Annotated in this window: 24 protein-coding genes and 1 tRNA gene; 6 read left to right on the top strand and 19 right to left on the bottom strand. The window is 64.9% G+C overall.

Annotated elements, in window-relative coordinates; translation table 11 throughout:
* Positions 1-140: 140 nt before the first annotated feature.
* Positions 141-4,187: a Pls/PosA family non-ribosomal peptide synthetase gene (locus tag QM467_RS05905; RefSeq protein WP_342395099.1), complete on the bottom strand. Its 4,047-nt coding sequence runs from the start codon at positions 4,185-4,187 to the stop codon at positions 141-143.
* A gap of 263 nt (positions 4,188-4,450) precedes the next feature.
* On the opposite strand from QM467_RS05905, the gene QM467_RS05900 reads away from it, so the two are divergent.
* The 3 genes from QM467_RS05900 to QM467_RS05890 all read left to right on the top strand — a co-directional run bounded on the left by QM467_RS05900 (position 4,451) and on the right by QM467_RS05890 (position 6,313).
* Positions 4,451-5,311 (top strand): oxidoreductase, encoded by an 861-nt coding sequence (locus QM467_RS05900; protein ID WP_283365383.1) that lies wholly within the window; start codon positions 4,451-4,453, stop codon positions 5,309-5,311.
* A gap of 78 nt (positions 5,312-5,389) precedes the next feature.
* Positions 5,390-5,518 (top strand): hypothetical protein, encoded by a 129-nt coding sequence (locus QM467_RS05895; RefSeq protein WP_283365382.1) that lies wholly within the window; start codon positions 5,390-5,392, stop codon positions 5,516-5,518.
* Positions 5,519-5,539: 21 nt separating this feature from the next.
* Positions 5,540-6,313, top strand: coding sequence for a prephenate dehydrogenase/arogenate dehydrogenase family protein (locus QM467_RS05890; protein ID WP_283365381.1), 774 nt, complete (start codon positions 5,540-5,542; stop codon positions 6,311-6,313).
* Positions 6,314-6,394: 81 nt separating this feature from the next.
* Here the strand turns inward: QM467_RS05890 and QM467_RS05885 are convergent, their stop codons facing one another.
* Complete coding sequence (locus QM467_RS05885) at positions 6,395-7,000, bottom strand: histidine phosphatase family protein (protein WP_283365380.1); 606 nt, start codon at positions 6,998-7,000, stop codon at positions 6,395-6,397.
* 9 nt (positions 7,001-7,009) lie between these two features.
* Entirely contained in the window at positions 7,010-7,858 is an 849-nt protein-coding gene (fabI, locus tag QM467_RS05880; protein ID WP_283365530.1) for an enoyl-ACP reductase FabI, read from the bottom strand.
* A 259-nt stretch (positions 7,859-8,117) separates the two neighbouring features.
* Here fabI and QM467_RS05875 point away from each other — a divergent pair, with 259 nt between their 5' ends.
* The gene (locus QM467_RS05875; RefSeq protein WP_283365379.1) at positions 8,118-9,074 is read left to right on the top strand and encodes a hypothetical protein; all 957 of its coding nucleotides are present in this window, start codon (positions 8,118-8,120) and stop codon (positions 9,072-9,074) included.
* A gap of 6 nt (positions 9,075-9,080) precedes the next feature.
* On the opposite strand, the gene QM467_RS05870 is transcribed toward QM467_RS05875, so the two are convergent.
* The 4 genes from QM467_RS05870 to pdxH all read right to left on the bottom strand — a co-directional run bounded on the left by QM467_RS05870 (position 9,081) and on the right by pdxH (position 11,186).
* Positions 9,081-9,338, bottom strand: a complete 258-nt coding sequence (locus QM467_RS05870; protein ID WP_283365378.1) for a hypothetical protein — start codon at positions 9,336-9,338, stop codon at positions 9,081-9,083.
* A 158-nt stretch (positions 9,339-9,496) separates the two neighbouring features.
* Positions 9,497-10,126 (bottom strand): TIGR02301 family protein, encoded by a 630-nt coding sequence (locus QM467_RS05865; RefSeq protein ID WP_283365377.1) that lies wholly within the window; start codon positions 10,124-10,126, stop codon positions 9,497-9,499.
* On the bottom strand, positions 10,123-10,569 hold the full coding sequence (locus QM467_RS05860; protein WP_283365376.1) for an NUDIX hydrolase: 447 nt from the start codon (positions 10,567-10,569) through the stop codon (positions 10,123-10,125). The genes QM467_RS05865 and QM467_RS05860 overlap by 4 nt, the downstream gene beginning before the upstream one ends.
* Positions 10,566-11,186, bottom strand: coding sequence for a pyridoxamine 5'-phosphate oxidase (gene pdxH / locus QM467_RS05855; protein WP_446737743.1), 621 nt, complete (start codon positions 11,184-11,186; stop codon positions 10,566-10,568). The genes QM467_RS05860 and pdxH overlap by 4 nt, the downstream gene beginning before the upstream one ends.
* Positions 11,187-11,222: 36 nt before the next feature.
* On the opposite strand from pdxH, the gene QM467_RS05850 reads away from it, so the two are divergent.
* On the top strand, positions 11,223-11,717 hold the full coding sequence (locus QM467_RS05850; RefSeq protein ID WP_283365374.1) for an RT0821/Lpp0805 family surface protein: 495 nt from the start codon (positions 11,223-11,225) through the stop codon (positions 11,715-11,717).
* Between the two features lie 97 nt (positions 11,718-11,814).
* A complete protein-coding gene (locus QM467_RS05845; protein ID WP_283365373.1) occupies positions 11,815-12,774 on the top strand; it encodes a J domain-containing protein in 960 nt (319 codons plus the stop codon).
* Between the two features lie 127 nt (positions 12,775-12,901).
* On the opposite strand, the gene QM467_RS05840 is transcribed toward QM467_RS05845, so the two are convergent.
* The 12 genes from QM467_RS05840 to QM467_RS05785 form a co-directional block, all read right to left on the bottom strand.
* Positions 12,902-12,986, bottom strand: a tRNA-Leu gene (locus QM467_RS05840).
* 79 nt (positions 12,987-13,065) lie between these two features.
* On the bottom strand, positions 13,066-16,311 hold the full coding sequence (locus tag QM467_RS05835; RefSeq protein ID WP_283365372.1) for an error-prone DNA polymerase: 3,246 nt from the start codon (positions 16,309-16,311) through the stop codon (positions 13,066-13,068).
* Complete coding sequence (locus tag QM467_RS05830; RefSeq protein ID WP_283365371.1) at positions 16,308-17,870, bottom strand: Y-family DNA polymerase; 1,563 nt, start codon at positions 17,868-17,870, stop codon at positions 16,308-16,310. Before QM467_RS05830 ends, QM467_RS05835 begins: the two co-directional genes overlap by 4 nt.
* Positions 17,788-18,645 (bottom strand): ImuA family protein, encoded by an 858-nt coding sequence (locus QM467_RS05825; protein WP_283365370.1) that lies wholly within the window; start codon positions 18,643-18,645, stop codon positions 17,788-17,790. The genes QM467_RS05830 and QM467_RS05825 overlap by 83 nt, the downstream gene beginning before the upstream one ends.
* A gap of 223 nt (positions 18,646-18,868) precedes the next feature.
* On the bottom strand, positions 18,869-19,141 hold the full coding sequence (locus tag QM467_RS05820) for a hypothetical protein (RefSeq protein WP_283365369.1): 273 nt from the start codon (positions 19,139-19,141) through the stop codon (positions 18,869-18,871).
* Between the two features lie 46 nt (positions 19,142-19,187).
* Entirely contained in the window at positions 19,188-19,484 is a 297-nt protein-coding gene (locus QM467_RS05815) for a hypothetical protein (RefSeq protein WP_283365368.1), read from the bottom strand.
* A 23-nt stretch (positions 19,485-19,507) separates the two neighbouring features.
* Complete coding sequence (locus tag QM467_RS05810; RefSeq protein ID WP_283365367.1) at positions 19,508-19,900, bottom strand: hypothetical protein; 393 nt, start codon at positions 19,898-19,900, stop codon at positions 19,508-19,510.
* Positions 19,897-20,085 carry a hypothetical protein gene (locus QM467_RS05805; protein WP_283365366.1) on the bottom strand — a complete coding sequence of 63 codons (189 nt, stop codon included), beginning with the start codon at positions 20,083-20,085 and terminating at the stop codon, positions 19,897-19,899. The genes QM467_RS05810 and QM467_RS05805 overlap by 4 nt, the downstream gene beginning before the upstream one ends.
* A 70-nt stretch (positions 20,086-20,155) precedes the next feature.
* Positions 20,156-20,845 carry a glycoside hydrolase family 19 protein gene (locus QM467_RS05800; protein ID WP_283365365.1) on the bottom strand — a complete coding sequence of 230 codons (690 nt, stop codon included), beginning with the start codon at positions 20,843-20,845 and terminating at the stop codon, positions 20,156-20,158.
* Between the two features lie 91 nt (positions 20,846-20,936).
* Positions 20,937-22,673 carry a hypothetical protein gene (locus QM467_RS05795; RefSeq protein WP_283365364.1) on the bottom strand — a complete coding sequence of 579 codons (1,737 nt, stop codon included), beginning with the start codon at positions 22,671-22,673 and terminating at the stop codon, positions 20,937-20,939.
* Positions 22,670-23,335 carry a hypothetical protein gene (locus QM467_RS05790; protein WP_283365363.1) on the bottom strand — a complete coding sequence of 222 codons (666 nt, stop codon included), beginning with the start codon at positions 23,333-23,335 and terminating at the stop codon, positions 22,670-22,672. The genes QM467_RS05795 and QM467_RS05790 overlap by 4 nt, the downstream gene beginning before the upstream one ends.
* A gap of 28 nt (positions 23,336-23,363) precedes the next feature.
* The gene (locus tag QM467_RS05785; protein ID WP_283365362.1) at positions 23,364-25,166 is read right to left on the bottom strand and encodes a GDSL-type esterase/lipase family protein; all 1,803 of its coding nucleotides are present in this window, start codon (positions 25,164-25,166) and stop codon (positions 23,364-23,366) included.
* Between the last annotated feature and the right edge of the window lie 2 nt (positions 25,167-25,168).

Below are 25,168 nucleotides of genomic sequence, written 5' to 3'. Positions count from 1 at the left end.
GCGAAAAATTGCTGGGAGAAGGCTTAATTTGTTCCGAACGTAACATTCTATTTCCGAATCGATCGACGATCCGGAAACGCCCGCGTGGCGCACCTTTTCCGGCGCGGAAAATCGCCAGAATCAGGCCGCCGCCGTCAAAATCAGGCCGCAACCTTGACATGTCGCGTGGGCGTCGCGGGCGCGCCTGTCCACTCGGTATGCGCCGGGATGGACTCGCCCTTCATGACGATGGTCAGCGGCCCGAGGCGGGCGAAATCGCCGACATGCGTGTCGTAAAGCACGGTCGAACCCGAGCCCACGGTCACGCCCGAACCGATCTTGACGCGGCCGACCTTCATCACGCGATCCTCATAAAGATGGGTCTGCAAAGCCGAAAGCGCGTTGAGATTGCAGAAATCGCCGACTTCGATGCAATCGAATTCGGTGATGTCCGTCATGTCGAGCACGCAGCCCTTGCCGAATTTCGCGCCGAGAAGGCGCAAAGCCCAGGGCAGGAAGGGCGTGCAGCGCAAATGTTCGAGGACGGCCTTGCCGGCGAGGCCCCAATAAAGCACGGCCATGGCCTCGGTGCGCATCGCCCACCACGACCACATCGGCTTCGTGACTGGCTCGTAGCGTCCCATCGTCACCCATTTCACACAGATCACCACGACCATCATGGCCAGCGCGATGACGGTCGATGACGCGACGAACATCCACAGGACCTGCAAATAGGCGCCCTCCAGCACGGCCGGGCCGAACCATTCGATCGCCCAGGTGCCGAAGGTGATGTAGAGCATGGTCGGCAGGGAAATATGCACCGCCTCGAACGCCGCGCGGGCGAATTTCTTCCAGCGCGGTGCCTCATAGGTCCAGTTGGCGCCGCCGGCGTCGAACTTCTGGCGCACCGGCAGCTTGATCGGCGGCGAGCCGAACCAGGTATCGCCCGGCGACATTTCTTCATTGGCCGGGGGCTTGGACTTGATGCCGATCAGCGCGCCGTCGGGAACATCGGCGCCCGGAGGCAGCACGCCGTCATTGCCGATGAAGACGCGCGAGCCGGTCTTCGTCTTTTCGAGGCGCATCCAGCCGCGCCGCACGTCCTCGTCGCCGAGGATCACCTCGTCGGCGATGAAGCATTTGTCCCCGATTTCGACGAGATCGTAGCGGCCCGGGATATTGGTCGAAATCTCGGAATCCTTGCCGATCTTGGCGCCCATCATCCGGTACCAGCTGCGCATATAGACCGTGGCGTAAAGCGACGAGAGCGTCTCCAGCGTCACCTCGGTGGCGAGCGACACCGCCCATTTGCGCAGATAGAACCAGGAAAAGACTGAATAGACCCCTTCGCGCACCCGCGGCAGCACCGTCCAGCGCACGACCACGATGAAGGCGACCGTCACCAGAACCATCACGAAGGAGGTCGGCCAGGCCATGATCGGGATCGCGGCCATGTAGAGCATCCGGCTGGTCGCGGCGAGGCCCAGAAACTCGTCGATGCGGTCGAACACCCAGAAGGCGGGGAAAAGCGGCAGCAGGCCGACCGGCGGAATAGCCAGCAGCAGCAGCGCGTAGACGAAGGTCTGCAAGGCGCGCTTGCCGGACGAGACTTCGGCGAAGGGGCGCAGGGATTCCTTGTCCACCGAGCCGACGCAGCGGCCCGGCGAGCCGTCCCAGATTTCCCAGGCGCCGACGCGGGTAAAGGGCTCCAGGGCGGTCAGGTCGCGCAACTCCGCGCCCTCCTCCAGCACCACGTCATGTTCCAGCGCGGCGGAGGAGCCGATATAGCAATCTGGCCCGACCTCGATCGGCCCCACGATCATGTCCCCGCCGACAAAACTGACATTGGCGAATTTGGTGCGGGCGCCGACGGTCGTCCCCGCGCCGATGGTCAGGAGATCGACGGCGCCGATTTCCAGCTCGGAAATATTGGCGTCCTGGCCGATTTTCGCGCCCAGGGCCTGGAGATAGACGCGCATCAGGGGCGAGCCCTGGAACCATTTGATATGGGTGAGCGTGAGCATGCGCTGCACCACCCACCAGCGGAAATAATACAGGCCCCAGATAGGGTAGCGCCCCGGCTTGAACCTGCCGATCACCAGCCATTTCAGCGCGATGGCGAGGATGACGGTCACGATATTGACGATGACATAGACGCCGAGCAGCGAAACGATCTCCTGCCAGATGCTGGCGTCCGTATCCGTCAGCAGCATGTAGGAAACGAAAATGCCAAGCCATTGCGCGGTCGCCATGGCGATGAAGAACGGCAGGCAGATCGCCTGGGCGAGGCCGCACAGGAAGCGCCGCAGTAGCGGCGGCGGCGTGAAGGACAGATCCTTCGGCCCGCCTGTTTCGGCGGCCTTGGCGTCGAGCAGCCCTGCGATGGCGCGCAAGGTGCGGGCCGAATACATGTCCTGCAGCGTGATGCCCGCCAGCGAGGGGGTCAGCCGCACGATGCCGACGAAACGCGCCGCGAGCAGCGAATGGCCGCCAAGGTCGAGGAAGAAATCGGCGTCGAAAGGAATGGATTGCGGCGGCAGGACTTTTTGCGCGGCTTCGAGCAGGAGGCGCTCGGTCTCCGTCTGCGGGTCTTCCTGCGCCTCGCCGGTCGCCGGCGCCGTCAACGGCTCCTTTTTCAGGACGTTGCGGTTCACCTTGCCCGAGGACAGGCGCGGCAGCGCCTCGCGCGGCTCGTAACGGGAGGGCACCATATAGGGCGGCAACGCGGCGCGCAGTTCGGAGCGCAAAAACTTCGGATCGAGCGTCTCGCCCTTTTCGGCGACGAGAAAAGCGACGAGTTGGTCCATGCCGTCGTCGTTCCGCAGCACCACCGCGGCCTGGCTCACGCCAGGCAGGACCGAGAGCTTGGCCTCGATCTCGCCCAGCTCCACGCGGAAGCCGCGGATCTTCACCTGATCGTCGATACGGCCGCGGAAGCCGATCTTGCCGTCGGCCTCCAGCACCACGGCGTCGCCAGAGCGATAAAGGATCGGGTCCGACCCGGTAGAATCGAACGGATTGGGAATGAATTTCTCGGCCGTAAGGGAATCCCGATTGAGATAGCCGCGCGCCACGCCAGGCCCGCCGATCAGCAGTTCGCCCTCGGCGCCGCGTTCCAGCAGGTTGTTGGCCTCGTCCGCGACATAGCAGGTGTAATTGGCGATCGGGCCGCCGATGGTCACCGGCTCGTCGGGACGCACTTCCGCGACGGTCGCCACCACCGTGGCCTCGGTCGGCCCATAGGAATTGAAGATGGTGCGGCCCGGCCTGCACCAGCGGCTCGCCACGGCCGGGGGACAGGCCTCGCCGCCCAGGATGATGACGCGCAAGGTCTTGATGTCGCGCGGCATCAGGGCCAGCAAGGTGGGAACCGTGTCGAGCACGGTGACGCCGACTTCCTCCAGCAGGTCGGGCAAGGCTTCGGCCTCGCCCATCACCGTGGGCGTGGCGACGAACAGGGTCGCGCCGGCGAGATAGGGGATCCAGATCTCCTCCATCGACAGGTCGAAGGCGATGGAGGCGCCCTGGAAGACAATGTCCGACCGGTTGATCTTGTAGGTCTCATTGGCCGAGCGCAGGTAATGGCAGATGTTGCGCCCGGTGATGATAATGCCCTTGGGCGCGCCGGTCGAGCCGGAGGTATAAATCATATAAGCTGGATGGTCCGGCGTCGCGCCGGCCTTGCGGGCGTCGACCGGCGTTTCGTCGGCGCGGTCGATCAGGTCGACCTCCGTCAGAACCGGGGCGGTGACGGCTCCGTGCGCCCTGGCCGCGAAGGCCTCCGAGGCGAGCAGTCCCTTTGCCTCGGCGTCGAGCAGGCAGGTTTCGATGCGTTCGACCGGGGCGTCGGCGTCGAAGGGCAGCCAGGCCGCGCCGGACTTGGCGATGGCGATCTGGCAGATCAGCAGTTCAGGCCCGCGCGGCCCCCACAGGCCGACGACGTCGCCCGGGCCGATTCCGCGCCGGATCAGGCCGCGCGCAAGAGCGGTCGCCTCATGGTCGACCTGGGCGAAGGTGAGCTTGCGCTCCATCGTCATCATAGCGACGGCGTGGGGCGCCGAAGCAACCGCGGAGGCGAAGATTTCCGCGAGCAATTCGTCGCGGATGAGATCGGGACGAATGGCGCCGCGCAGCACGGAAAGGGACGTCATGGCGCGCTCCGCCGTGGAGCGCTTTTCCGTCAAAATTCCCGATTCGAGGTCCGTCATCGCCTGTTCCCAATCCCGCAGCCCGCAGCCCGAGGGCCACGACCGGGTTCGCATAGCATAGGATCGCCGACGCTCCTACCCGCGTGCGCGGGCGCCGCCCAGCTAATTCCGGAGGCGCCGGCGCCGGGCGCGCGCCTTTCCGAGCCAGCAACGCGACCCTGCGTTTCCGCAAGCGACTCTCGCCCCGATTCGCTTGCCACGCCACATTCAAATGCTAGTTTCGCCAATGTGAACGTAAGCCCAACAGCCCCGAGAGCTGCGCCATGACGCAAAATTCCAAGCCGGTCTGGTTGATCACCGGCTGCTCTACCGGTTTCGGCCGTGAATTGTCGAAAATTTTGCTGGAGAGCGGCTATCGGGTCGTCGTCACCGCCCGCGACCCGGCCAAGGTCTCCGACATCGTCGCGGGCTATCCCGAAACGGGGTTTGCGCTCGCCCTGAATGTGGACCAGCCCGGGCAGATCGAGGCGGCGGCCCAGGCGGCGATGGCGCGATTCGGCCGTATCGACGTGCTGGTGAACAATGCCGGCTATGGCTATCTGGCGGCGGTGGAGGAAGGCGAGGATTCCGAAATCCGCGCCATGTTCGAAACCAATGTGTTCGGGCTCGCCACCATGTGCCGCGCCGTCCTGCCGGTCATGCGCGCGCAGAAAAGCGGGACCATCGTCAATATCTCCTCCATGGGCGGCGTCTGCGGCTTCCCCGGAATCGGCTATTACAATGCGACCAAATTCGCGGTTGAGGGTCTCTCGGAGGCCATGGCCAAGGAGCTGGCGCCGCTGGGCGTGAAGGTCCTGATCGTCGAGCCGGGCCCCTTCCGCACCGATTGGGCGGGACGCTCGCTGAAAACGCCGAAAAACGCCATCGACGCCTATGCCGAAACCGCCGTCGCCCGGCGCAACGCGACCCAGGCCTATAGCGGAACGCAGGCCGGCGATCCGGTGCGCGGGGTCCGCGCGATCATCAACACGGTGGAGGCGGAAAACCCGCCGCTGCGGCTGGTGCTGGGTTCTGTCGCGCAGGATGTCATCACGGCTCGGACCGAGGGATTCCTGGCCGAACTGCGCGCCGGCAAGGAGGTCGCGCTGGCCTGCGACTTCCCCGAAGACAAGCCTTCCGCCTGAAGGCCCGCGCTTGACTTGCGCGGGCCGCCCGCGCAAAAAACCTCGCGATTGAGCGTGACCGGCGAGTGGAGATGAATCGTGGCCAAATGGGTTCGGTTGAGCGCAGCCTTCGCGCTGTGCGTTCTGGTCGCGGGCTGCGATCCCTGCGGCGGGCCGCTTAAGTTCAACAAGTTTCCGGGCGTCTGCAATTACGACCAGGCGAAATAAGTCGCCCGGCGAGGACAAGACGTGAGCGAGCGCCCCGGACGACGGCCCAAGGCGAGGCCCAGCATCAGCATCGGCCTCATCGGCTTTGGCGCCTTCGGCCGCCTGATCGCAGCTCATCTTGGGCCGCTGTTCCCGATTTTCGCCTTTGATCCTGCCGCCTGCGAGCCTGCGAAGGGCGTTACCCTTTGTGACGCCGCGACCGCCGCCGCCTGCGATCTCGTCATTCTCGCGATGCCGGTCCCCCAGCTCGGCGCGGCCATCGCCGCGATCAAGCCGCATCTGCGGCCGGGCGCGGTCGTGCTCGACGTCTGTTCGGTCAAAGTGCTGCCGGCGCAGATCATGCTCGCGGAACTGCCCGAGACGGTCGAAATCGTCGGAACCCATCCGATGTTCGGCCCGCAGAGCGCGCGCGGCGGCGTCAGGGGCCTGAAGATCGTCATCTGCCCGATTCGCGGCCCGCGCGCCCGGCCGCTCGCGGCTTACCTGCGCAAGACCTTCGGCCTGCAGGCGATCATCGCCACGCCCGAGCAGCATGACCGCGACGCCGCCATGGTGCAGGGCCTGACCCATCTCATCGCCAAGGTGCTGGTGGAAATGGAGCCCCTGCCCCGGCATATGACCACCGCCAGCTTCGACCTGCTGATGCGCGCCGTGGATATGGTGCGCTATGACGCGCCGGAAGTCTTTTACGCTATCGAGCGGTTGAACCCCTACGTTCCAGACGTGCGGCGGCGCTTTTTCGGCCTCGCGGCGGATCTGGCGGAAACGCTGGAGAAGAACGGCGATACGAAATAACGCGAGCGGTTGGCGTATGCCAGAGCGAGCGGGATCAACCCTGCTCGAGCGGTTGGCGAACGCCAGACGAGCGAGTCTGCGTCAGATCCAGTCGAACCTGTTCCCTGAAAAGACCAGCACCCGGCCCTGCCAGATATCGGCGGTGGGCGCGCGCTCCTCAGCCAGACCGCCGATCATCGCCATGAGCGCGCGGGCGACGCCACCATGCGAAACCACGACGCTCGGCCGCTCCTGTTCGGCAAGCCATGGCGCCAGCCGCTGCGTGAGCTCCGCGTAGCTTTCGCCGCCCGGCGGCGTGAAATTCCATTTATCGGCCTGGCGCGCGCCGGCAAGTTCGGGATCGCGGACACAGACTTCGGGCCAGGTAAGCCCTTCCCAGCGCCCGAAGGTGAACTCCACCAGCCTGTCGTCGAATTCGCCGCCTTCCGCCGGCAGGCCCAGCTCGCGGCGCGCGATCTCCAGCGTCTCTCGGGTGCGGGACATCGGCGAGCATTGAAAGGCGAGCGTTTGGGGGGCGTGGCCTGCGGACGCCAGCAGCTTTTTCAGCGTCTGGCCAGCGTGGGCAGCCTGGGCGCGGCCGAGCGCGTTCAGCGGAATGTCCTGCCGCCCCTGCAGCCGGCCTTCGGCGTTCCAGTCCGTCTCGCCATGCCGCAGGAAATAGAGTCGCGGGCTCGTCCCGGCGCGCATGGCGGGCGCTTAGGGCTTCTTGACGATATCGGCGATGTCGGGCGCGTTGGGGTTTTTCATGCCGACGATGTGATAGCCCGCGTCCACATGCAGGATTTCGCCGGTGACGCCGCGCCCCATGGGCGAGAGGAGGAAGACCGCGCTTTCGCCGACTTCCTCGATGGTCACGGTGCGGCGCAGCGGCGCGTTATATTCGTTCCACTTGAGGATGTAGCGGAAATCGCCGATGCCCGAGGCCGCCAGCGTCTTGATCGGGCCGGCCGAAATGGCGTTGACGCGAATGTCCTTGGCGCCGAGATCGGCGGCGAGATAGCGCACGCTGGCCTCCAGCGCGGCCTTGGCGACGCCCATGACGTTATAATGCGGCATCCATTTCTCGGCGCCATAATAGGTCAGCGTCAGCAGCGAGCCGCCATTCGTCATGAGCTTTTCGGCGCGCTGGGCGACCGCCGTGAATGAATAGCAGGAGATCAGCAGCGAGGTTTTGAAATTCTCCTCGCTGGTGTCGACATAGCGGCCGGTCAGTTCGTCCTTGTCGGAAAAGGCGATGCAATGGACGACGAAATCGAGCGTGCCCCAGACGCGCTCGATTTCCGCAAAGACGCGGTCGAGAGAAGCCTTGTCGGTCACATCGCATTCGCCGACGACAAGGGCGTCGAGCTCCGCCGCCAGCGGCCGCACGCGCCGCTCCAGCGGCTCGCCCTGATAGGTGAGCGCGATCTCCGCGCCGGCCTGCCGCACCGCCTTGGCGATGCCCCAGGCGATCGAGCGATTGTTGGCCAGACCCATGACCAGCCCGCGCTTGCCCCGCATGGGGCCGGTCAGAAGGTTCACGGCGGCGACTTCCGCTTCTGTCATTGTCATCATTGATCCCAAATGGCTGTCCGGCCATTTAGCCTTGCCCTGCGCCAGAGGCAAGTGGCGCCGGCGGAGGCCGCCGCCCGGCGCTCTCGCGATGAGCTGCGCAGAATGTGGGAAACTCCGGGCACAACCCGCCAGGCTATGTTCAATTCGGGTCGGTAAGTTTAAAACTCGTTAACATAAAGTGACCGCCTGATTCTGCGCGCGATTGACGCGGCAGGGAACGAAAAAACCAGCGGGGAGCCGGTTCGGCCTCATGGAAGCCTATATCGTCGACCAGACGCCGAGATTGCGTCGCTACGCCCATGCGCTGCTGGGGAGCTGGCCGGCTCCCCCGCGCCCCGCGCAAGGGGCTGGGGCGGGAGGGGCTGGCGCGCCTGTCGATCAGGACGCCGACGATCTCGTGCATGAGGCCTTGCTCGGCTTCTGGCGGGCGGGGCTTCGCAGGACGAGCGCCGTCGCCGGCCGGAATGTCCCTTGCAGCCTCGGCGAGGCCCTGCGCATCGCCCTGTTGCGGCGGGTGACGACGCTGGCGCGCGACCATTTCGCTCGAAAGGCCAAGGAGATTCTCGCCGGGGTCGGCCGCAAGGAGAATAACGACTCGTCGTCCGACGCCCAGGGCCATTTCGCCTGGGCGCCGGAAGCGCGCGCGCTGCCCCAACTCACGCTGGACCTGCGCGCACCTCTCGCGCTCATCGCGCTCGAGCAACTGGATTACGCCCAGGCCGGCGCGGTGCTGGACATGCCCGCGGAGCGGATTCTGGCGCGGCTGGCTGTAGCCCGCGCCCGGCTCGCTCGCGCCATTACCGGCGAGGCGCGCTCACATTTACTGGCGTTGCCCTCCTTGTCGGCGTCGACGATCGAAGCCGCCTCCGGCTGGTCGGGCGGCCCGCTCACCGAAGGCGAATTACATCGTTTCGTCGATGATTTGCTTGACGCGCGCCGAAGGGAGGAAATCGCCGCGCTGCTTGAGGCTCGTCCCGACATCTCGCGCCGCGCCAGCGAATGGCGACGGCAGAGCGAGCGCCTGCGGCGGGCGTTCGAGCCGCTCATGCGGGAACCGCTGCCACTGCTGCTGAATTTCACGACGCCGGAACGAAGCGACTGGGACAGGAACGGGGCGCGCGGCGCCGGCGGCCGGGCTTTGCAGCGCCTCGTCGAATTTCTCACCGCGCCCGGGTCGCCGGCGCAGCCCGCGCCAAGACCGTTCTGACCTCGCTCAGTGCTTGACCGCGACTGTGAACTCGCCGCCCCGGATGCGATCCGGCAGCCGGCCCGCAAATTGCGCGACCGCTTCCTCGCCATAGGTCTCGACCAACTCCTGCAAGGCCGCGAATAGCGCCGCGTGAGCGAAGCTCTCGCTCTCGATTCCAGCAAGGATCGCCTCGGCGAACGCCTCGGTGACATAGGCCAGGGCCGCGCGGCGCTCGTCGTCTGCGCCATTGGATTCGAAAAAGGGAGGTGCCGGAAAGGTCATGATGGCTATGACCTTATCGGGCCGGCGGCCGCATTGCGAGCCGCGTCTTAAGAAACGGTTAATATTTTCATTCGCCTCGTGTTGAAAATACGCCTTCATAACACATTGTTCTGTATAAGTATTTTTTGTAGCTTGAGCAAAAATGGCTCTGCAAAGCGTTAATTGGCGCGATAACGCGCCGAAATGTCATGCGACAATTGCGCGCCTTCATCGAGAAAGCGCTGGCGGGCAAGCCGGGCGTTGGACGTGCAGGCGTGATAGGAAAATTCATAGCCGTACAGGCCGCGATTATAAGCGCCCGCGAGCTTCTCCCGGCGCGAAGGTCCTGCGGCCTCCGCATTCATCAGATTTTCCATCTGCTCGCGCCAGGCGTCGCCATTGACGGCAGTTCCCCCCGCCGGCGCGCCGCAGATCGTCTGCAGATAGCTCAGGGCGCCCATGATCTCTGACAGGCGCAGTAATTGCGGCTCATAGGGCGGCGGCGGGCCTTCGATGACGGGGGCAGCGGAATCGACATTGGCGGTCTGGGGCTTGGCGGGCTCTGGAGCCTTTGGCTTCTTGGCGTCGACGCGGGGTTTTTCCCGATGCGGCCTGGGCCTCGCCCTCTGCTCCGCCGGACCGCTGTCATCGCGGCGACGGCCCCAGAAGTCCGTGTCAGGCCTTTTGGTCGGGCGATTGTCGAAAAAAGGAAAGAAGAATTGCGCCCTGGCGGGGACCATGGCGGCGCCGGCCCAAGCGAGCCCCAGGGCAAGAATCGTCAGACGCGAAAGCCGCGCGAAAAGCCTCATCCCGCTCCATCCATGATTCGCAGGGCGTCGGCGACTATATGGGGCAGCATCGGCGTAAGGGAAAGCCCGTCGTAATCGCCCGGCGCGCGCCAGATGATTTCGGCGACTTCGGCGCTGGGCCGCCCCTCGCCCGCGATCCATCGGGCGGCGAAGGAGAGGATGACATAGTGCCGCTCGACGCGCCCGGCCGCGTCGCGGGAAATGTGCTGGATTGTCTGGTTGAAGCCCGACAGCCGGGCGAGGACGCCGGTTTCCTCGCGCAATTCGCGCAGGGCGGCGGCCTCGACCGTCTCGCCGGTCTCGACCAGCCCGCCGGGCAAGGTGAACATCCGGCGGTAAGGCTCCTCCGCCCGGCCCGCGAGCAGGACCTTGCCCTCCCGAAACACCGCGATGCTGACGGCCAGAGCCGGTTGCGCCGGATAATGGCGGCGGGATTGGCTCACGGATAAAGCGCCTCGCTGGCCCATTCTCCCTCTGGCGCCTCGCGGGTGTAGCGCAAGCGCTCGTGCAGGCGAAAGGGCTTGTCCGTCCAGAACTCGATCTCGACCGGCCTGACGCGATAGCCGCCCCAATGCGGCGGGCGCGGCACGTGACCTATGTTGAACCTGGCGGCGTGGACCGCGACCGCCTTTTCCAGCGCGAAGCGGCTTTCCAGCGGACGCGACTGCTGGCTGGCCCAGGCGCCGATTCGGCTGTCGCGCGGACGGCTGGCGAAATAGGCGTCTGATTCGGCCTCGCTCACGCGTTCGACAGGGCCACGGAAGCGAAATTGCCTGCGCAGGCTCTTCCAGTGCAGAACGCCCGCCGCGACGCTGTGGGCGGCGATTTCGCGGCCTTTGGCGCTCTCGCCATTGGTGTAAAAGACGAAGCCGTCGTCGTCGAAGCCCTTCAGCAGCACCATGCGGGCGTTGGGAAGGCCATCGGAATCCACGGTCGCCAGGCACATTGCGTTGGGATCGTTGATCTCGTGCTTTTCGGCTTCGGCCATCCATTCCCTGAAACGCGCGAAAGGCTCGTGCGCCGGCAGATGGTTACGACCCGTTAATGCGTTCATCGGAATATGGCCTTCCAGAAATCTTGTTCGGATCGCGTCCGCTTGCGCCTTTTCCCGTCCCAGCATAGTCAACCGTCGCAGCGCAGGCAGCATTTTTTTCCGCTGGCGCGGCGTCTGATCGGCTGCGCCCTGCTGTGCCAGGGCCTCGGCGCATGCGCTGTGGCGACGCCCTTCGGCGGCGATTTCGACCCAAACCCCACCGGCTCCATCTCTGCGGCCAAGCCGAAGCCCGCCGACCCCGTCGCTCTGCCCGCTTCGCTGGATGAGGAAGACCGCCGCCGCGCGCTCGGCGCCCTCGCCATCGCGCTTGATCCCCAGGGCAATGGCGCTTCCGTGCGCTGGGACAATCCGGTCAGCAAGGCGCATGGGCAGGTGACGCCCGTGGGCTACGCCTATCCCTCGAAAGACGTGATCTGCCGGGATTTCTCCGCGCAATTCGATACGCGCGCCGGGGCGCAGGCGGCGCATGGAGCCGCATGTCGCGACAAGAGCGCACAGTGGACCATCGCCGAGCTGCGCCCGGCGAAGGCCGATTAAAGCCCCTTGCGCCGGGCGGGTTTAGCGCCCAGATAATGGTCAAGACAGAGCGGCGGCGCCTCGCGGGGGCCGCCAGCGATTTGGGCTTTTAGAGACAATGCGCGATCCCTATCAGATACTCGGCGTCGCCAAGAACGCCTCGCAAGCGGACGTGAAGAAGGCGTTCCGCAGGCTCGCCAAGCAGCATCATCCCGACCAGAACCCGAAGGATCCGAAAGCCAAGGAAAGGTTCTCGGAACTCAACGCAGCCTACGAGATCGTTGGCGACGAGAAGAAGCGCGCGCAGTTCGACAGCGGCGAGATCGACGCGGAAGGCAAGCCGCGCCATCCAGGTTTTGAAGGTTTCGCCCAAGGCGCCGGACCGGGCGGCTTTCGTCGCGGCCCGGGTGGCGGCGGCGAGCATTTCGAATTCAATTTCGGCCGCGGCGGCGGCGCTGGCTTTGACGCAGCGGATATTTTCTCGGATTTGTTCGGCGCGCGCGGCGGACCACGTGGCCCGGGCGGGCGGCAGATGCGCGAACCGGGCGCCGACATCGCGCTTGAAACCTCAATTTCTCTCGAAACAGCGCTGCATGGCGGCAAGGCCCGGGTTCTTATGCCCAATGGCCGCACGCTCGAAGTCAATATTCCGGCGGGGATCGAGGACGGCAAGCAGATTCGCCTGCGCGGCCAGGGCCAGCCCAGCCCCATGGGCGGACCGGCTGGCGACGCCATGGTGACGGTGCGCTTCGAGAAGCATGGCCTGTTCCGGATAGAAGGCCGCGACCTGCGGCTCGACCTGCCGATCGCGCTCTACGAGGCCGTGCTGGGCGCCAAGGTCGAAGCCCCGACGCTAAGCGGCAAGGTGGAGCTGACCCTGCCGCCGCACTCCAACTCCGGACGAACGCTGCGGTTGCGCGGAAAGGGCCTGCCGGCTTCCGGCGGACAGCCCGCAGGAGACCTGCTCGTGACCTTGCGAATCGTTCTGCCGGACGGCACCAATGCGGAGCTGGAAGAACTGGCGCGCCGGATGCGCTCCGACAAGCCCTATGATCCGCGCAGCGAACTCGCCAGATAACAGGTAATACCAAGACCCACAGGTCCTCACCTGTGGGTCTTGGTTAGGCGCGACTGCGCCGCCGAGGTTACGCGAGGGATTCGTTGACCGCTATGAGTCGCGGTCAATGAGAGATGGTATAAGGGGATGGTGCGGGCGGCCGGGCTCGAACCGGCACGGCCGAAGCCGAGGGATTTTAAGTCCCTTGCGTCTACCAATTTCGCCACGCCCGCGACGGCTTTGTTATAAAGTCGCGCCCGGGCGGGGGCCAAGCGGAATTTCCGCCGAAACCTCCGAAACCCGCTGAAACCTTCAATGAAAATCGCGCGACTTTGGCATCGCCCGCACATTGCGCGGATGGCGGGCGCGCTCCGGCGCGCCGCGCGCCGTTTCCGAAAGCCGCAAAAGTTCATCCGAGCGGTCGTAAATGCGCCGCGCCAGCAGATGAACCACGCCGGCCCAGCTCTTCTGCACGCGCCCCTCCACCGCCATCAGCCGCGAGGCCATGGTCGGTTTGCGATAAAGCTCGAACAGGGTCGAATAAAGCGCGACATTGACCACTCCGGTCTCGTCCTCCAGCGTGATGAAAACCATTTTGCCATTGCCCGGCCGCTGGCGCACGATCACGAGGCCCGCCGCCTTTTTCCACTCCCCGTCGCGGCAGGCCGGCAGGTCGCTCGCGCGGATGAAATTTTCGCGCGCAAGGATCGGACGCAGAATTTGCATGGGATGCGCGCGCAGCGACAGGCGCAGGGTCTGGTAATCGGCGACGACCTGTTCGCCGACCAGCAGATCGGGCAGTTCCGCATCCGGCTCGGCGCCCAGCTCCTCGATTCCGGCGGCGGCGAAAAGCGGCAGGGGCGTCGCGCCCGGCAGCCGCCGGGCCGCCCAGAGCGCCGCGCGGCGATCGAGCTGTTTCTCCGGCGCGGACGAGAGCGCGCGGCAGGAGCGGAAGGCGTCCGCGTCCGCGAGCGTTTTCAGGCAGCGCCTGGAAAGTTCGGCGCGGGACGCACAGGACTCGATCGTCCCAAAACCTTTTTCACGCGCGGCGACGAGGCGGGCAATGTCGTCCTCGATCAGCCCGCCTATCTGCCGAAAGCCGAGACGCAGCGCCAGCGCGCCGCCCGCCGCGCGTTCAAGCGTGTTGTCCCAAAGGGAATGATTGACGTCGACGGGATGGATTTCCACGCCATGCTCGCGCGCATCGCGCACGATCTGCGCCGGCGCATAAAAGCCCATCGGCTGTGAATTCAACAAAGCGCAGGCGAAAATGGCGGGGTGGCGGCATTTCAGCCAGGCCGAAACATAGACCAGCTGCGCGAAGGACGCGGCGTGGCTTTCTGGAAAGCCATAGGAGCCGAAGCCCTTGATCTGCTCGAAGCAACGCTGTGCGAAATCGCGCGCATAGCCGCGCGCGCACATGCGCTCGACCATCATGGACTCAAATTCGCCGATGGTTCCGAGATGCCGGAAAGTCGCCATGGCGCGGCGCAGGCGATTGGCTTCCTCCTCGGTAAATTTCGCCGCGACCATGGCGAGGCTCATCGCCTGCTCCTGGAACAAAGGCACGCCGAGCGTCTTGCCGAGCACGCGATGCAATTCGTCAGGCGGCCCGTGCTCGGGCGACGGCGACGGGAAGCTCACCCTTTCCTCTCCGGCGCGGCGGCGCAGATAGGGATGGACCATGTCGCCCTGGATCGGCCCCGGCCGGACGATGGCGACCTCGATCACCAGATCGTAAAATTTGCGCGGCCGCAAATGCGGCAGCATGTTCATCTGCGCGCGGCTTTCCACCTGGAACACGCCAATGGAATCGCCCTTGCACAACATGTCATAGACCGCCCTGTCCTCGCGCGGGACATCGGCGAGACCGATGCGCCGGCCCCCGTGGCGCGCGAGCAGGTCAAAGCCCTTGCGGATGCAGGTGAGCATGCCCAGCGCGAGAATATCGACCTTCATCAGGCCGAGCGTGTCGATATCGTCCTTGTCCCATTCGAGAAAGGTGCGGTCCGGCATGGCGGCGTTGCCGATCGGCGCCAGCGAATCCAGCCGCCCGCGCGTCAAGATGAAGCCGCCGACATGCTGCGAGAGATGACGCGGAAAGCCCAGGATTTTCCGCGCGAAAAGCAGCACCTGCTCAATGATCGGATTGTCCGGGTCGAGGCCAGCTTCGGCGATATGTTCGTTGCGCAGGCGCGGCGGGCCATAGGCGCCCCATTGCAGCGAGCCGAGCGCGACGACGATGTCTTCCGAAAGGCCGAAAACCTTCGCCACGTCGCGCAGGGCGCTGCGCGGGCGATAAGAAATCACCGCCGCCGCGAGACCCGCGCGTTCGCGGCCATATTTTTCGTAAATATGCTGGATGACCTCTTCGCGCCGCTCGTGCTCGAAATCGACGTCGATATCCGGCGGCTCGCGCCGCTCGGCGGAAATGAAGCGCGCGAACAGCAGATCGTTTTCCGCCGGATCGACGGCCGTGATTCCAAGCACGTAACAGACCGCCGAATTGGCCGCCGAGCCGCGTCCCTGGCACAGGATGCCCTGCTCGCGCGCGAAGGCGACAATGTCGTGGATGGTGAGAAAATAAGGCGCGTAATCGAGCTTCTTGATCAGCGCCAGCTCCTGCGCGAGGAGATCGCGCACCTTTTGCGGCGCGCCCACCGGATAGCGTGCTGGCAAGGCGCGGCGCGTCAATTCCTCCAGCCAATCCTGCGGCGTCCAACCCGACGGAACCGGCTCGTCGGGATATTCATAGGTGAGTTCGCGCAAATGAAATTGCGCGAGCGCCAGAAAATGCGGGATCTCCTCGATCGCCTCCGGCGCGTCGGCGAAGAGGCGCGCCATTTCCTGCGGCTCTTTCAAATGCCGCTCGGCGTTGCTTTCGAGCCGGCGCCCGGCTTGCGCGAGCGTCAGATGTTCGCGCACGCAGGTCAGCACATCTTGCAAGGCGCGGTCTTCCGGGCCAGCGTAAAGCGCATCGTTCTGGGCCAGCAGCTTGACGCCCTGCGCCTGCGCGAGTTGGCGCAAGCGCAAAAGACGGCGGCGGTCTGCGCCGCCGCGCGGCATATTGGCGCCGAGCCAAACCCGGCAGGATTGCGCGCGCAGACGCGCAAGCGTTTGCTCCAGACTGTCGAAAGCCTGCGTCGGCAGCACGATCAGCAGAAGATCGCTGGCGTCGGCCAGAAGATCGTCGAGACGAAGGAGGCACTCGCCCTTTCTGGCGCGACGCTTGCCGAGCGTGAGCAGGCGGCACAATTGCCCCCAGCCCGCGCGACTGGCCGGATAAGCGGCGATGTCCGGCCCGCCGTCGGCAAAGGCCAGACGCGCGCCAGCCAGCAATTTGAATTTTTTCGCGCGCGCGGAAAGCTCGCCCTCGGCGCGCGCAAATTCTTCCAACGCACTGAGCGCGCGCACGACGCCGGCGACGGAATTGCGGTCGCACAGGCCGAGACCGCTATAATTCATGAGCAGCGCGGCGCCGATCAGATCCGCCGGAGGCGAAGCTCCGTGCAGGAAGGAATAATTGCTGGCGCAAACCAGTTCGGCGTAAGAGATCACGCGAAAAGCCCGTGCAGAAACCAGCGCGGCGCTTCATCGCCGCGTTCGTAAAGGCCGCGCCGGAACAGCCAGAAACGCCGGCCTTCCACATCCTCGACGCGGTAGTAATCGCGCGTCGGCTCTTGCGGCCCGGAATGCGCCCAATCCGGCGCGATGCGCTCCGGCCCTTCCGCGCGCAGCACGTCATGCATCTTCCGGCGCCAGCGGAAGCGCGCCGGGGGGCTGTCCGGCGCCAGAGCCAGAACCTCGACCGGCTGCGGCGGATCGAACAGAGTGAGCGGCCGCGCTGGAGGTTCGTCTTCCTGCGGCGTGGGCCAGATCTTGTTGGATAAATTGGACTTGGACAGAGCCGTCGCCGTCGCGGCGGGGACCGCGCGGCTTTCATGTTCGGGCGCATAAGAGTCGCCTTGCATGAAACGAAGCACGCGGGCGCGGCCGAAACGCGTCGTCAGGCGATCGAGCAATTCGCTCAATTCTCGCTCCGTTTCCCGAGCCGCCGCCGCATCGAAATCGCCTTGCGCGGCTTCAAAATTTTCGGCGCGCGGCACAGCGAGGCGCAAGGCGTCGAAACCGAAGCCAGGATCGAGCGGATCGGCCAGGGAGTCGAGCTTTTCTCGAAACAGCAGAACAAGAATTTTCGGGTCGCGCGTCGGCCGCAAGGTTTCGACCGACAGCCGGCGGACGAAACCATCGGCGCGGAAGAAACTGGCCTCGAAAAGGCGCCCGCCCTGCCCGCGCCGCTCCAGCAGCGCCCGGGCCTCCTGCATCAGATCCTGCAAGACGGCTTCGATGGACTCGCGCTGCATCAAGGGCTCGATAAAATGCCGCTCGACCATGCAATCGGGCGGCAGCCGCAAAGGGCTGACGCGCAGATCCTCGCGTCCGAGCAGCCGCTCGATCTTATGAGGAAAATCGGAGCCGAAACGAGCCGCAAACGCGCGCGAGGGGCGCCGGGCCAGGTCGCCGATCGTTTTCAGCCCGGCGCGGCTCAAGGCGAGAAGCGCATCCTCTTCCGCCTCCAGAGCGGCGAGCGGCAGGCGCGCGGCGATCGCCGCCGCCTCATCCGGCGAGAAAATGCCGCCAGCGGAAAAGCGCGCCAGCGCGCGCGCGCAATCGGGCGTCGGGGCCAGAGCCGCGCGGGCGGAAAAACCCAGCTCCGCCATGTCCCCGAGCGCGCAAGAAAGAAGCCCGGCCTCGCCACCGAACAAATGGGCGCAGCCCGACACGTCGAGCACGAGGCCATGCGGCTCGTCCAGAGCCGTCAGGGGCGTATAGCGCTCGCAACGCGCCGCCAGCCGCAGGAGAATTTCTCGGTCCGCCCGCCGGTCCGCCTCGGCGACTCGAAGCTGCGGCAGACGAGCGCGCGCGTCGGCCAAAGTCAGGCCGACCGCAAGCCCCTGGCGCAAGGCGGCGGGATCGAGCGCATAAAGCCTCTGTGCATTGTTCCGCCTTTCGACAAGCGCGAAGGGCGCCGCCTCATCCGGCGCGCCGCCAGGTTGGAAAGGACGCCAGCGCTCCGTCGGCAGGAAGGGCAGGAACAGAGCCAGATAGCGGCGCATTGTGAGTCTCGACGGTTTCACGAAACAAGCCTCGGTCACGTAGCCACTCCAAACGCCAGGAACGATCGGCCGCGCCGCCGCGACGCCGCAGCAGCGTTACGGAAAAACAAGGCGCGCCCGGCGCATTGGCAAGCAAAGCCCGGGAGTTCTGTGCGCCCGCGCGCCAACGCGAGACAGCGGCGCTGGGTGGTCCCGTTTTCACTCCATCGACGCGAATGCGCAGCAGAAAAAGCGTGACGCCGGAGGCCTCCGCCGACCGCGCCAGACGCAAGGTCGCCGTGAGATCGAGTGCGCGCGGGGCGCCGGAAATTTCGATCAGGGCCGCGCCCAGGCTCTTGCACCGCGCCGCGTCGACGGCCGCGCGCAAGACGGCCTCGGCGTCGCGTCCGCGCACCAGCGACAAGGCCGCGGGATCGGCGCCGAATTCCGCCAGCCCCAAGCCGCTCAGACGCCCCGCCTCGCTTTCCAGAAAATCCTGCCGCGCCCAAAGCAGAGGCCGCCCCGGCGCGGCGCGCAATGCGAGAGCCAGGCCGAAACCAACGGCCGCCGGCCAATCGGCGTCGCAAGGCGCCTGCACTTCATGCAGGCAGGCGCGCTCCAACCCGCCGCCGAGAAAAACATCCACATCCGGCGCGCCCAGGGCGAAGAGGCCGGATCGCTCCGCATGATTTCCGTCGCCATGCCTGCCTTCGATCCTGGCAAGAGCCGAACGCAACGCGGCCAAGGTTTTAGCGCGGGACGACGAAGCATCCCGCCACGCATCGATCCCATGCATGGGTCGCATCCTGCTAGTGTTCGCTATTTGTTCTAAAACAAACCCAAACGCGCCCAGAGTCAAGCGGAGTCTCTCACGAAGGGTCACGATTTGATATAAGTATATGATTTTTTATGTTTATATGAGAATGGCTTGCTTGAATCGGAACGCAAAAAAACCGCCCGGCTTTCGCCGGGCGGTCTCAAATGCGGAGCCTCAACTCCGCCTATGCAGGAAAGATGGACTAGGCGCCGAAACCCGTTTGCAAATGCGCCTCGGCCAGGGCGCGGCGCAAATTCACCACCTCCTCGCGCAGGGAATGCACTTCCAGAGTCAGATCGTCGACGCGCCTTTCATAACCGTCGATCAAGGTGCGCAAACGCTCGTCGACGGCGGCCTGCATCGCCGGGCCGCGATTGACCAGAGCGAGGACGAAACCGCCCACCGCCGTCAAGGCGCTGGCGCCCAGGGTGACAAGCCAGTTTGGCAATTCGCCGCCATTCAAATCAGCAGACATCACTTCCGGTTTCCACTCGTCAGGACAAAGCTCTCGCCGAACCGCCTCAGCGCGCAACCGCGCCCTGTTTCACGACGCCGCCAAAACTCCGGCAAATCGCATCGCTCGCCGCCTGCACGGACGATGTCGCTCCCACACGAACCAGCGGCGTCGCCTTGCCCTGATTGACGGCCTGTTCGACAATGAGGGCGACATTGGCGACGTGCGAAACATCGCAAACCACCGCATCGCCAAAAGCGAGCGCGGCCTCGATTTCCGAAATGACGTTATTCGACATGGCCGCGGCGGGAGCGGCCGAAATGAGCGCGCCAGCAAGCGCGCCAGCGTGAAGCTTGCGAAACATGAAAGAAATCCTTTGAGGAATTTTCAGATGAAAGGCGCGGGCCGATATTGCGCGCCGTCCGATCCGAAAATCGGCGCCGTCGGGCCATGCTGCGTCTGGATGACATTGAGCTCGCAAAGAACGGCGATGACCTGCGCCGCATCCTCGAACAGAATGACGCCCGGAATGAAGGGTGCGAGCGCCTGAAGAACTTCCTCGATCGTCGAGACCGTTCTTTGCGGATCGGAAAAATGGCCTTCCAGAACCGAAAGCATATCGGACCAGGGCAAGGCTCTGGCAATTCCGACGCCACGAACAATCTGTTCGAACGTAACGGACTGCAGCAATGCAGGATCGGCCTTGAGCGCCGCCGCGCCGGCAGCGTCCGTCGCACGCAGCAATTTGCCCAGGGCGACGGCGGCGGATGACCAGTTCACGGCTTTTTTTCCGGGATGACCACAGCGAAAAAGCCGCCGATGGCAGCGAGCAAGGCAATCGCGGCATCGCCCGCCGCGCCGAAATAGGCATGGGCCGCGACTGCCAGGACGCCTGAGCCCGCCCAGGTCGAAGGCTCCTCCATTCGAGCCAGCAACCAATGCCCCATATTCACAAGACTGTTCATGATCTCCTCCTTGAGATGAAAAGAGAAATCTTCGGCGACGGGAAGCCGCCGAAGATCGAGATCCGCGCCTCTATTGCCGCCCCAAGATCCGCGAGCGGACGAGATCGAGCGGATAGGCCGAGCCCGGATCGGTCTTGCGCCCCGGCGAAGGGGCAACGCCGCCGACTCCTGTCGCGCCTTGGGCTTTGGCCTTGGCGGCCTCCTGCGCCGCGCCGGCCGTCAGCGCGCCCTTGAGATCGGCGAGCGCCGCCTTCGCCTTGGCGAGATAGGCCTTGCGGCTGGCGAGGCCGTTCAGGCCGCCATTGACGCAGCGCGTGACGCCCTCGATGTCGTCCTTGTCGGCCAGAGCGCCGAGGCCCTTCTGCTTCCAGAACCAGGCGGCCGTCAGCGCGGCGTCCGGGAAATCGCCGGCGCGGGTCGGATTGGTTTCGAGCGGCAAGCCGAGCGCATCGCCGGCGGCCTTGTAATTCGCGCGGCCGGTGAGCTGGATCAGGCCCCGCCCCTTGAAGTGAACGCCGTCGCCGGCTTGCGTGTTGCCGAGGTCCTTGCGGCCCTCATAGGCCTTGCCGCTCGCATATTCGGTCATCGTCGCCAGCCCGGCGCTTTCATGCGCGCATTGGGCAAGGAAATGCGCCAGCCGAAGCTCCGTCGTGAGACTGGCGCGAAAGATACAATCCGGCAGCGCGGCGGCGAATCCGTTGCGGATCGCCGGCTTGCCGTGCGGAGCGACGGCGAGCAGCACGTTTTGGAAGTCGGTCATGGAAAAACCCCAGGGAGAAGCCTCGCCGCGAATTCGTTCGAGCGGGGCCAGGGCGGCGAAATGGGAGGGAACGGTTCGAGCGGAGATCCGCTCAGTTCGGGCTCAGGCCGTAGAGACTGCATGTCCCCTGGGCCATGTTCCCCGAGCCAATGAGCAGCCGAACGGCGGTAATGGGGTTCGAATCGCCCGTATAGGCGCCCGATCCCGTCAGCCAGGTCAGGTTGGGGCCGTCGACGGCGCTCATGTAGGAAGCCGTGAAATTGATGATCTTGTAGGAACCGATCATCGAGATATAAGCCTTGAGGCTGTAGGGAAAACTGTTCGAAATCCCGACTGTGTACGTCGCAATCTGCGCGTCCGAAGTCGAGAACGGGTTGCTTGGCGTCCCGTTTCGATAGGCCGAGCCCGAATATTTATAATTTGCCGTTTCCCAGGTCGGGCCAGACCCCTCGCCGACTTGCAGGCCAATGCCGACATTATAGGTCGCAGGCACGATGTTGTTGCAGTCGAGCATGAGCGAGTTGTAGCCCCCCGGCAGCGCCGCAAAATCGAGGCTCGCCGCCGAATTATTGGCGGTTTTGGTCGAGATCAGGGACATGCCGCCGCCATTGGCGCTGGTGATCGGCGCCGTCGATCCCGTCAGATTGAACATCCCGGACGTTCCGGCGTCGCATCGATTGTCCAGCGCGACATTGTTGGTTGAGCCGAGCCAGACGCAATAGGGGAAAGACCCGTTCATGACCCGGTTCTGGTAGGCGCGCATATTCGGTCCGAGCAACTGGATCGTGGCGATGCTGCCGGCCGAGACGTTGATATTATCGAAGGTGTTGGCGATCACGACGCTGTCGCGCGGCGTGCCGCCGGCGTCGGTCGATCCACCGCCAAAGCCTTGCGAGCCTGCCGCGCCGTTCTTGCAGCTATTGCGCGAAAAATCGTTGCTGGAGCTGTTGCCGCTGAGATTCAGGCAGGTGAAGACCGAAGCGCCGTCGCCGACGATGGAATTGTCGTGAACCTTTATCCTGGATGCGCCAGAGCCGGACGGGCCAAGGCCATTGAGCCAAATTCCCGCCGCCCCGACGCCGGCCCCGGCGATGTTGACGGTGTTGCCCGATATCTCACCGTCGATCGCCTGTCCGACCAGCGTCGTGGCTGTGTCCGTGCCTGTCGCGAGGACGCCATATTCGCTGGTCGTACAGACGTTGTTTCGAACGGTTAAAGCGGTCGGAGCCTCCCAGTGATCCCAGCAGGCGTTGGTCGCGCCGGTCATCGCATTGTCCACGATCACCGTGTCATTGGTGCCGAGCATGGCCGTGCCGTCGCCGCCGCCCGCGAACCCATTTTCTCTGACGCGGATTCGCGACGCTTTACGAATGCTGATGTGGTGGAACCCGGCGTCGGTCGCAAATGTCCCCGCCGCGATGGCCGAGCATCCTTCAACGTCAATGTTCTGGTCGGTGAGAGAAGACGCGGCCCAATTCGCATTGACGAGCCCCAGCTTGTAGGGCGCCAACTGCGGTTGCACGACCCACCCCGCGCTGTTCCATGTGATCGTCGCCCCCGGCTCGCACCGCAAGCGCGTGTTCGACGAAATGAAAAGCGACGTGCTTTGCGGGTAGCTCCCCGATTTGACGAAGACCTCTCCCCCACTCGAAGCGACCGCCGTCAAGGCGGCCTGGATGGACTGGCCGGGATAGACCGTGACGACCGGAGGAACCGAACTGCCGGTGCCGCCGGACGAGGTGTTCAGGGTCGGGTTCACGCCCTGGGCGGAGGCAGATCCAGCAATGAGCAGCGCCGCGACAAGGATTTTCAAGTGCATGAGCATCATTTGGCAACCACCACAAAGTTTGAATCGTTGATAAATGCCTCGCCAGTCGGAACGGGCGCCGGGCCCGACCCGGAATAGACTTCGGCGGAGGCGATCAGGGATTGAAAGAGAGCAGCGCGCTCGGCTTTCGGAAGGGCGGCGATCTGGGTCGCCAAGCCAGATGCCGTGACCGAGGCCGCCGCCGCCTGCGCGGCGGCAACCGCCGCCGTCAGCGAAAGCGGCAGCGGGACAGTTGCTGCAGAGATTTCGCCGTCAACGCTGACTGTGTCGCCTATCCCGGAAGTGCCGACCGCCGCGCCATCGGTACTCGCGCGCGTCAGCCCCTGCGTCCAGAGTATGTGGCCGGAGAACAGGATCACGGCCGCGCCGCCCGTAAATTCGAGTCGGCAGTCGTAATAAAGAGCCTTCGACATGCTCAGCATGTCCGCGAGCGGAGCTGCGAAAACTGCAAGATTGGTCATCGAATTGAAGGCTACCTGGCCGCCGTTGGAATTGGCCGAATTCCATTCGTAAGCGATCGGCGCCGACGCGAGAGGCGAGAGCCTCGCCTGCATCCGGATCGTGGCGGCCGAGAGATTGTAGACCGCCGCCCATTGCGACAGGTCGCGCGTCCAGCGAAAGGTGGCATTGTTGGACGCGCGAAGGTTATACGTTGTCACCATGCGCCTGACCCTCTTTGGACATCGGTTTTTACTGCCCGTATTTGCGCACGGCGGCGTTGCTCGCCTTGATCGTCTCGGTCCAGGTCACGCCGGAGGCCGTGCCGGCAGACTTGATCGTCGTGGTCCACGCGCTCGCCGCGGCCTGCGTCTTGATGCGCGGCGTGCGGCAGGTGATCTTGAACGACCCCGCCGCCGTCTTGCCGAAGTCCGTCAGATTTTTGGCGTCGTCCAGCTTGGCGAGCGCCGCGCTCGACGGCAGCGGATAGGCTGCGCCGACGGAGCCAGCATAGAGGCAGGTGGACCATTGCGGGACCGTCGCCGTCTCCTGAACCGCGAAGCCGACATATTCGGTGTTCGACTGGTTCGACAGGTCAAGATCGACCTGGCCAAAGATCAGATCGGTTCCGATCGTCAGATTTGCGCTGTAGTTGTAGAAGTTAGAGATCGAAAACTGTTCGTTCGTGCCGCCAGTCACATCGCTGACCGTGACAACCTGACGCTGGCCGCTCAAACCGTCCGTGCGATTGCCGTTCGTCTCCTGCGACGCCGTGCAGGTCGGCGTGCCAGTGAAGGAGCCAGATACGGTCCACGCCGTGCCGACGTTGGCTGACGGCGTACACCCGCCGTTCGCCGTTCCAGTCGCCCCGTAAAATAGGCCCCATGGCGTGCCTGAAGCTTGCAGCAAGTTCCCCGCCGGGTTGTTGGTGGCGTGATAATAATCGCTGTAGCTGTTCGGCATATAGGCGTTGGGCGCCAGCCAATTCTTGACCACGGCATAGGCCGCCAGCGACCAAAAGAATGCGCCCTGAGGGCTGGGGTGCAGCCCGTCATAGGTCATCGCCGCGAGCGGATTGCCGTTGGAATTGGTGGCGTCCGTCCACAGATGGTCGACGTCGAAGGAAACCACCTGCGCCGCGCCATTGGCCGCCTTGCGTGACATCTGAGCATAGGCCGCGCTCCAGCCGTTCACATGGATCCGCATCTGGTCCATGGCGACGGTCCAGCCGCCGGTTCCGTTATTGCGCGGCGTCAGCGGGGCGAGAACGACGCGCTGGACGCCGCAGGCCTGCGCCGCCTGAACAGAGGCTTGCAGATTGGCGATGATGGTCGCGTAGCTGTTGCCCGCCGTGATGTCGTTGGTGTCCGCCTCGATGAACAGAATATCCGGCGGGTTGGCGCAGACGTCATTGCGGATGCGGTACAGCATCCCCGCCGTGGTGTCGCCCGGCGTGCCGAACGAGCCGGAGCCGGTCAGCGCCCAGGTCCAGGTGATCGCGGTGGAGCACGATCCGCCGCTGACCGCGAAAGTCACCCCGGCGACATAGCCGGAACCCTGCGTCGCGGGCGTGATCTTCTGGCCGACCTGCTGGACATAGCCATTGGCGTCGGTCGTGACCGTGAAGGCCGATGCCGCATTGGCGGGCGTGCCGCTCGGCGCGCTCGGCGTGATCGTCAGCGTGGCGTTGGGCGTGCAGACGCCGGGCGTCAGCGGGACGGCATAGAGCAGCCCGCCCCAAGACCCCGGAAAGCCGAACGTCACCGGATCATAGACGACGCCATTGTTCGAGATCGCGGCGAGCCAGCCCAGTTCGGAATTGGCCTGCGATCCGACCCAGAAATTGACGTTGTTATAGGCGTAGGCCGAGCCCGCCGGATTGCTGATGTTCCCGGTCCAGCAGGTGCTGTCGCCCGCGCAGGAGGCCGTCAGGCCGGTCACCTGCCGCAGCAGGACGGAGGGATTGACGTAGCTCGGTGGAATCGCGGGCGCGGCGGCCAATGCGGGCGCCGAAAACACCGTGGAACTGAGGAGCGCGGCGAGGAACTTCTTCATGT

This window comes from Rhodoblastus sp. 17X3, from assembly GCF_030056575.1.
Taxonomy (GTDB): domain Bacteria; phylum Pseudomonadota; class Alphaproteobacteria; order Rhizobiales; family Beijerinckiaceae; genus Rhodoblastus.
This window is presented reverse-complemented; position numbering and strand designations above follow the sequence as displayed.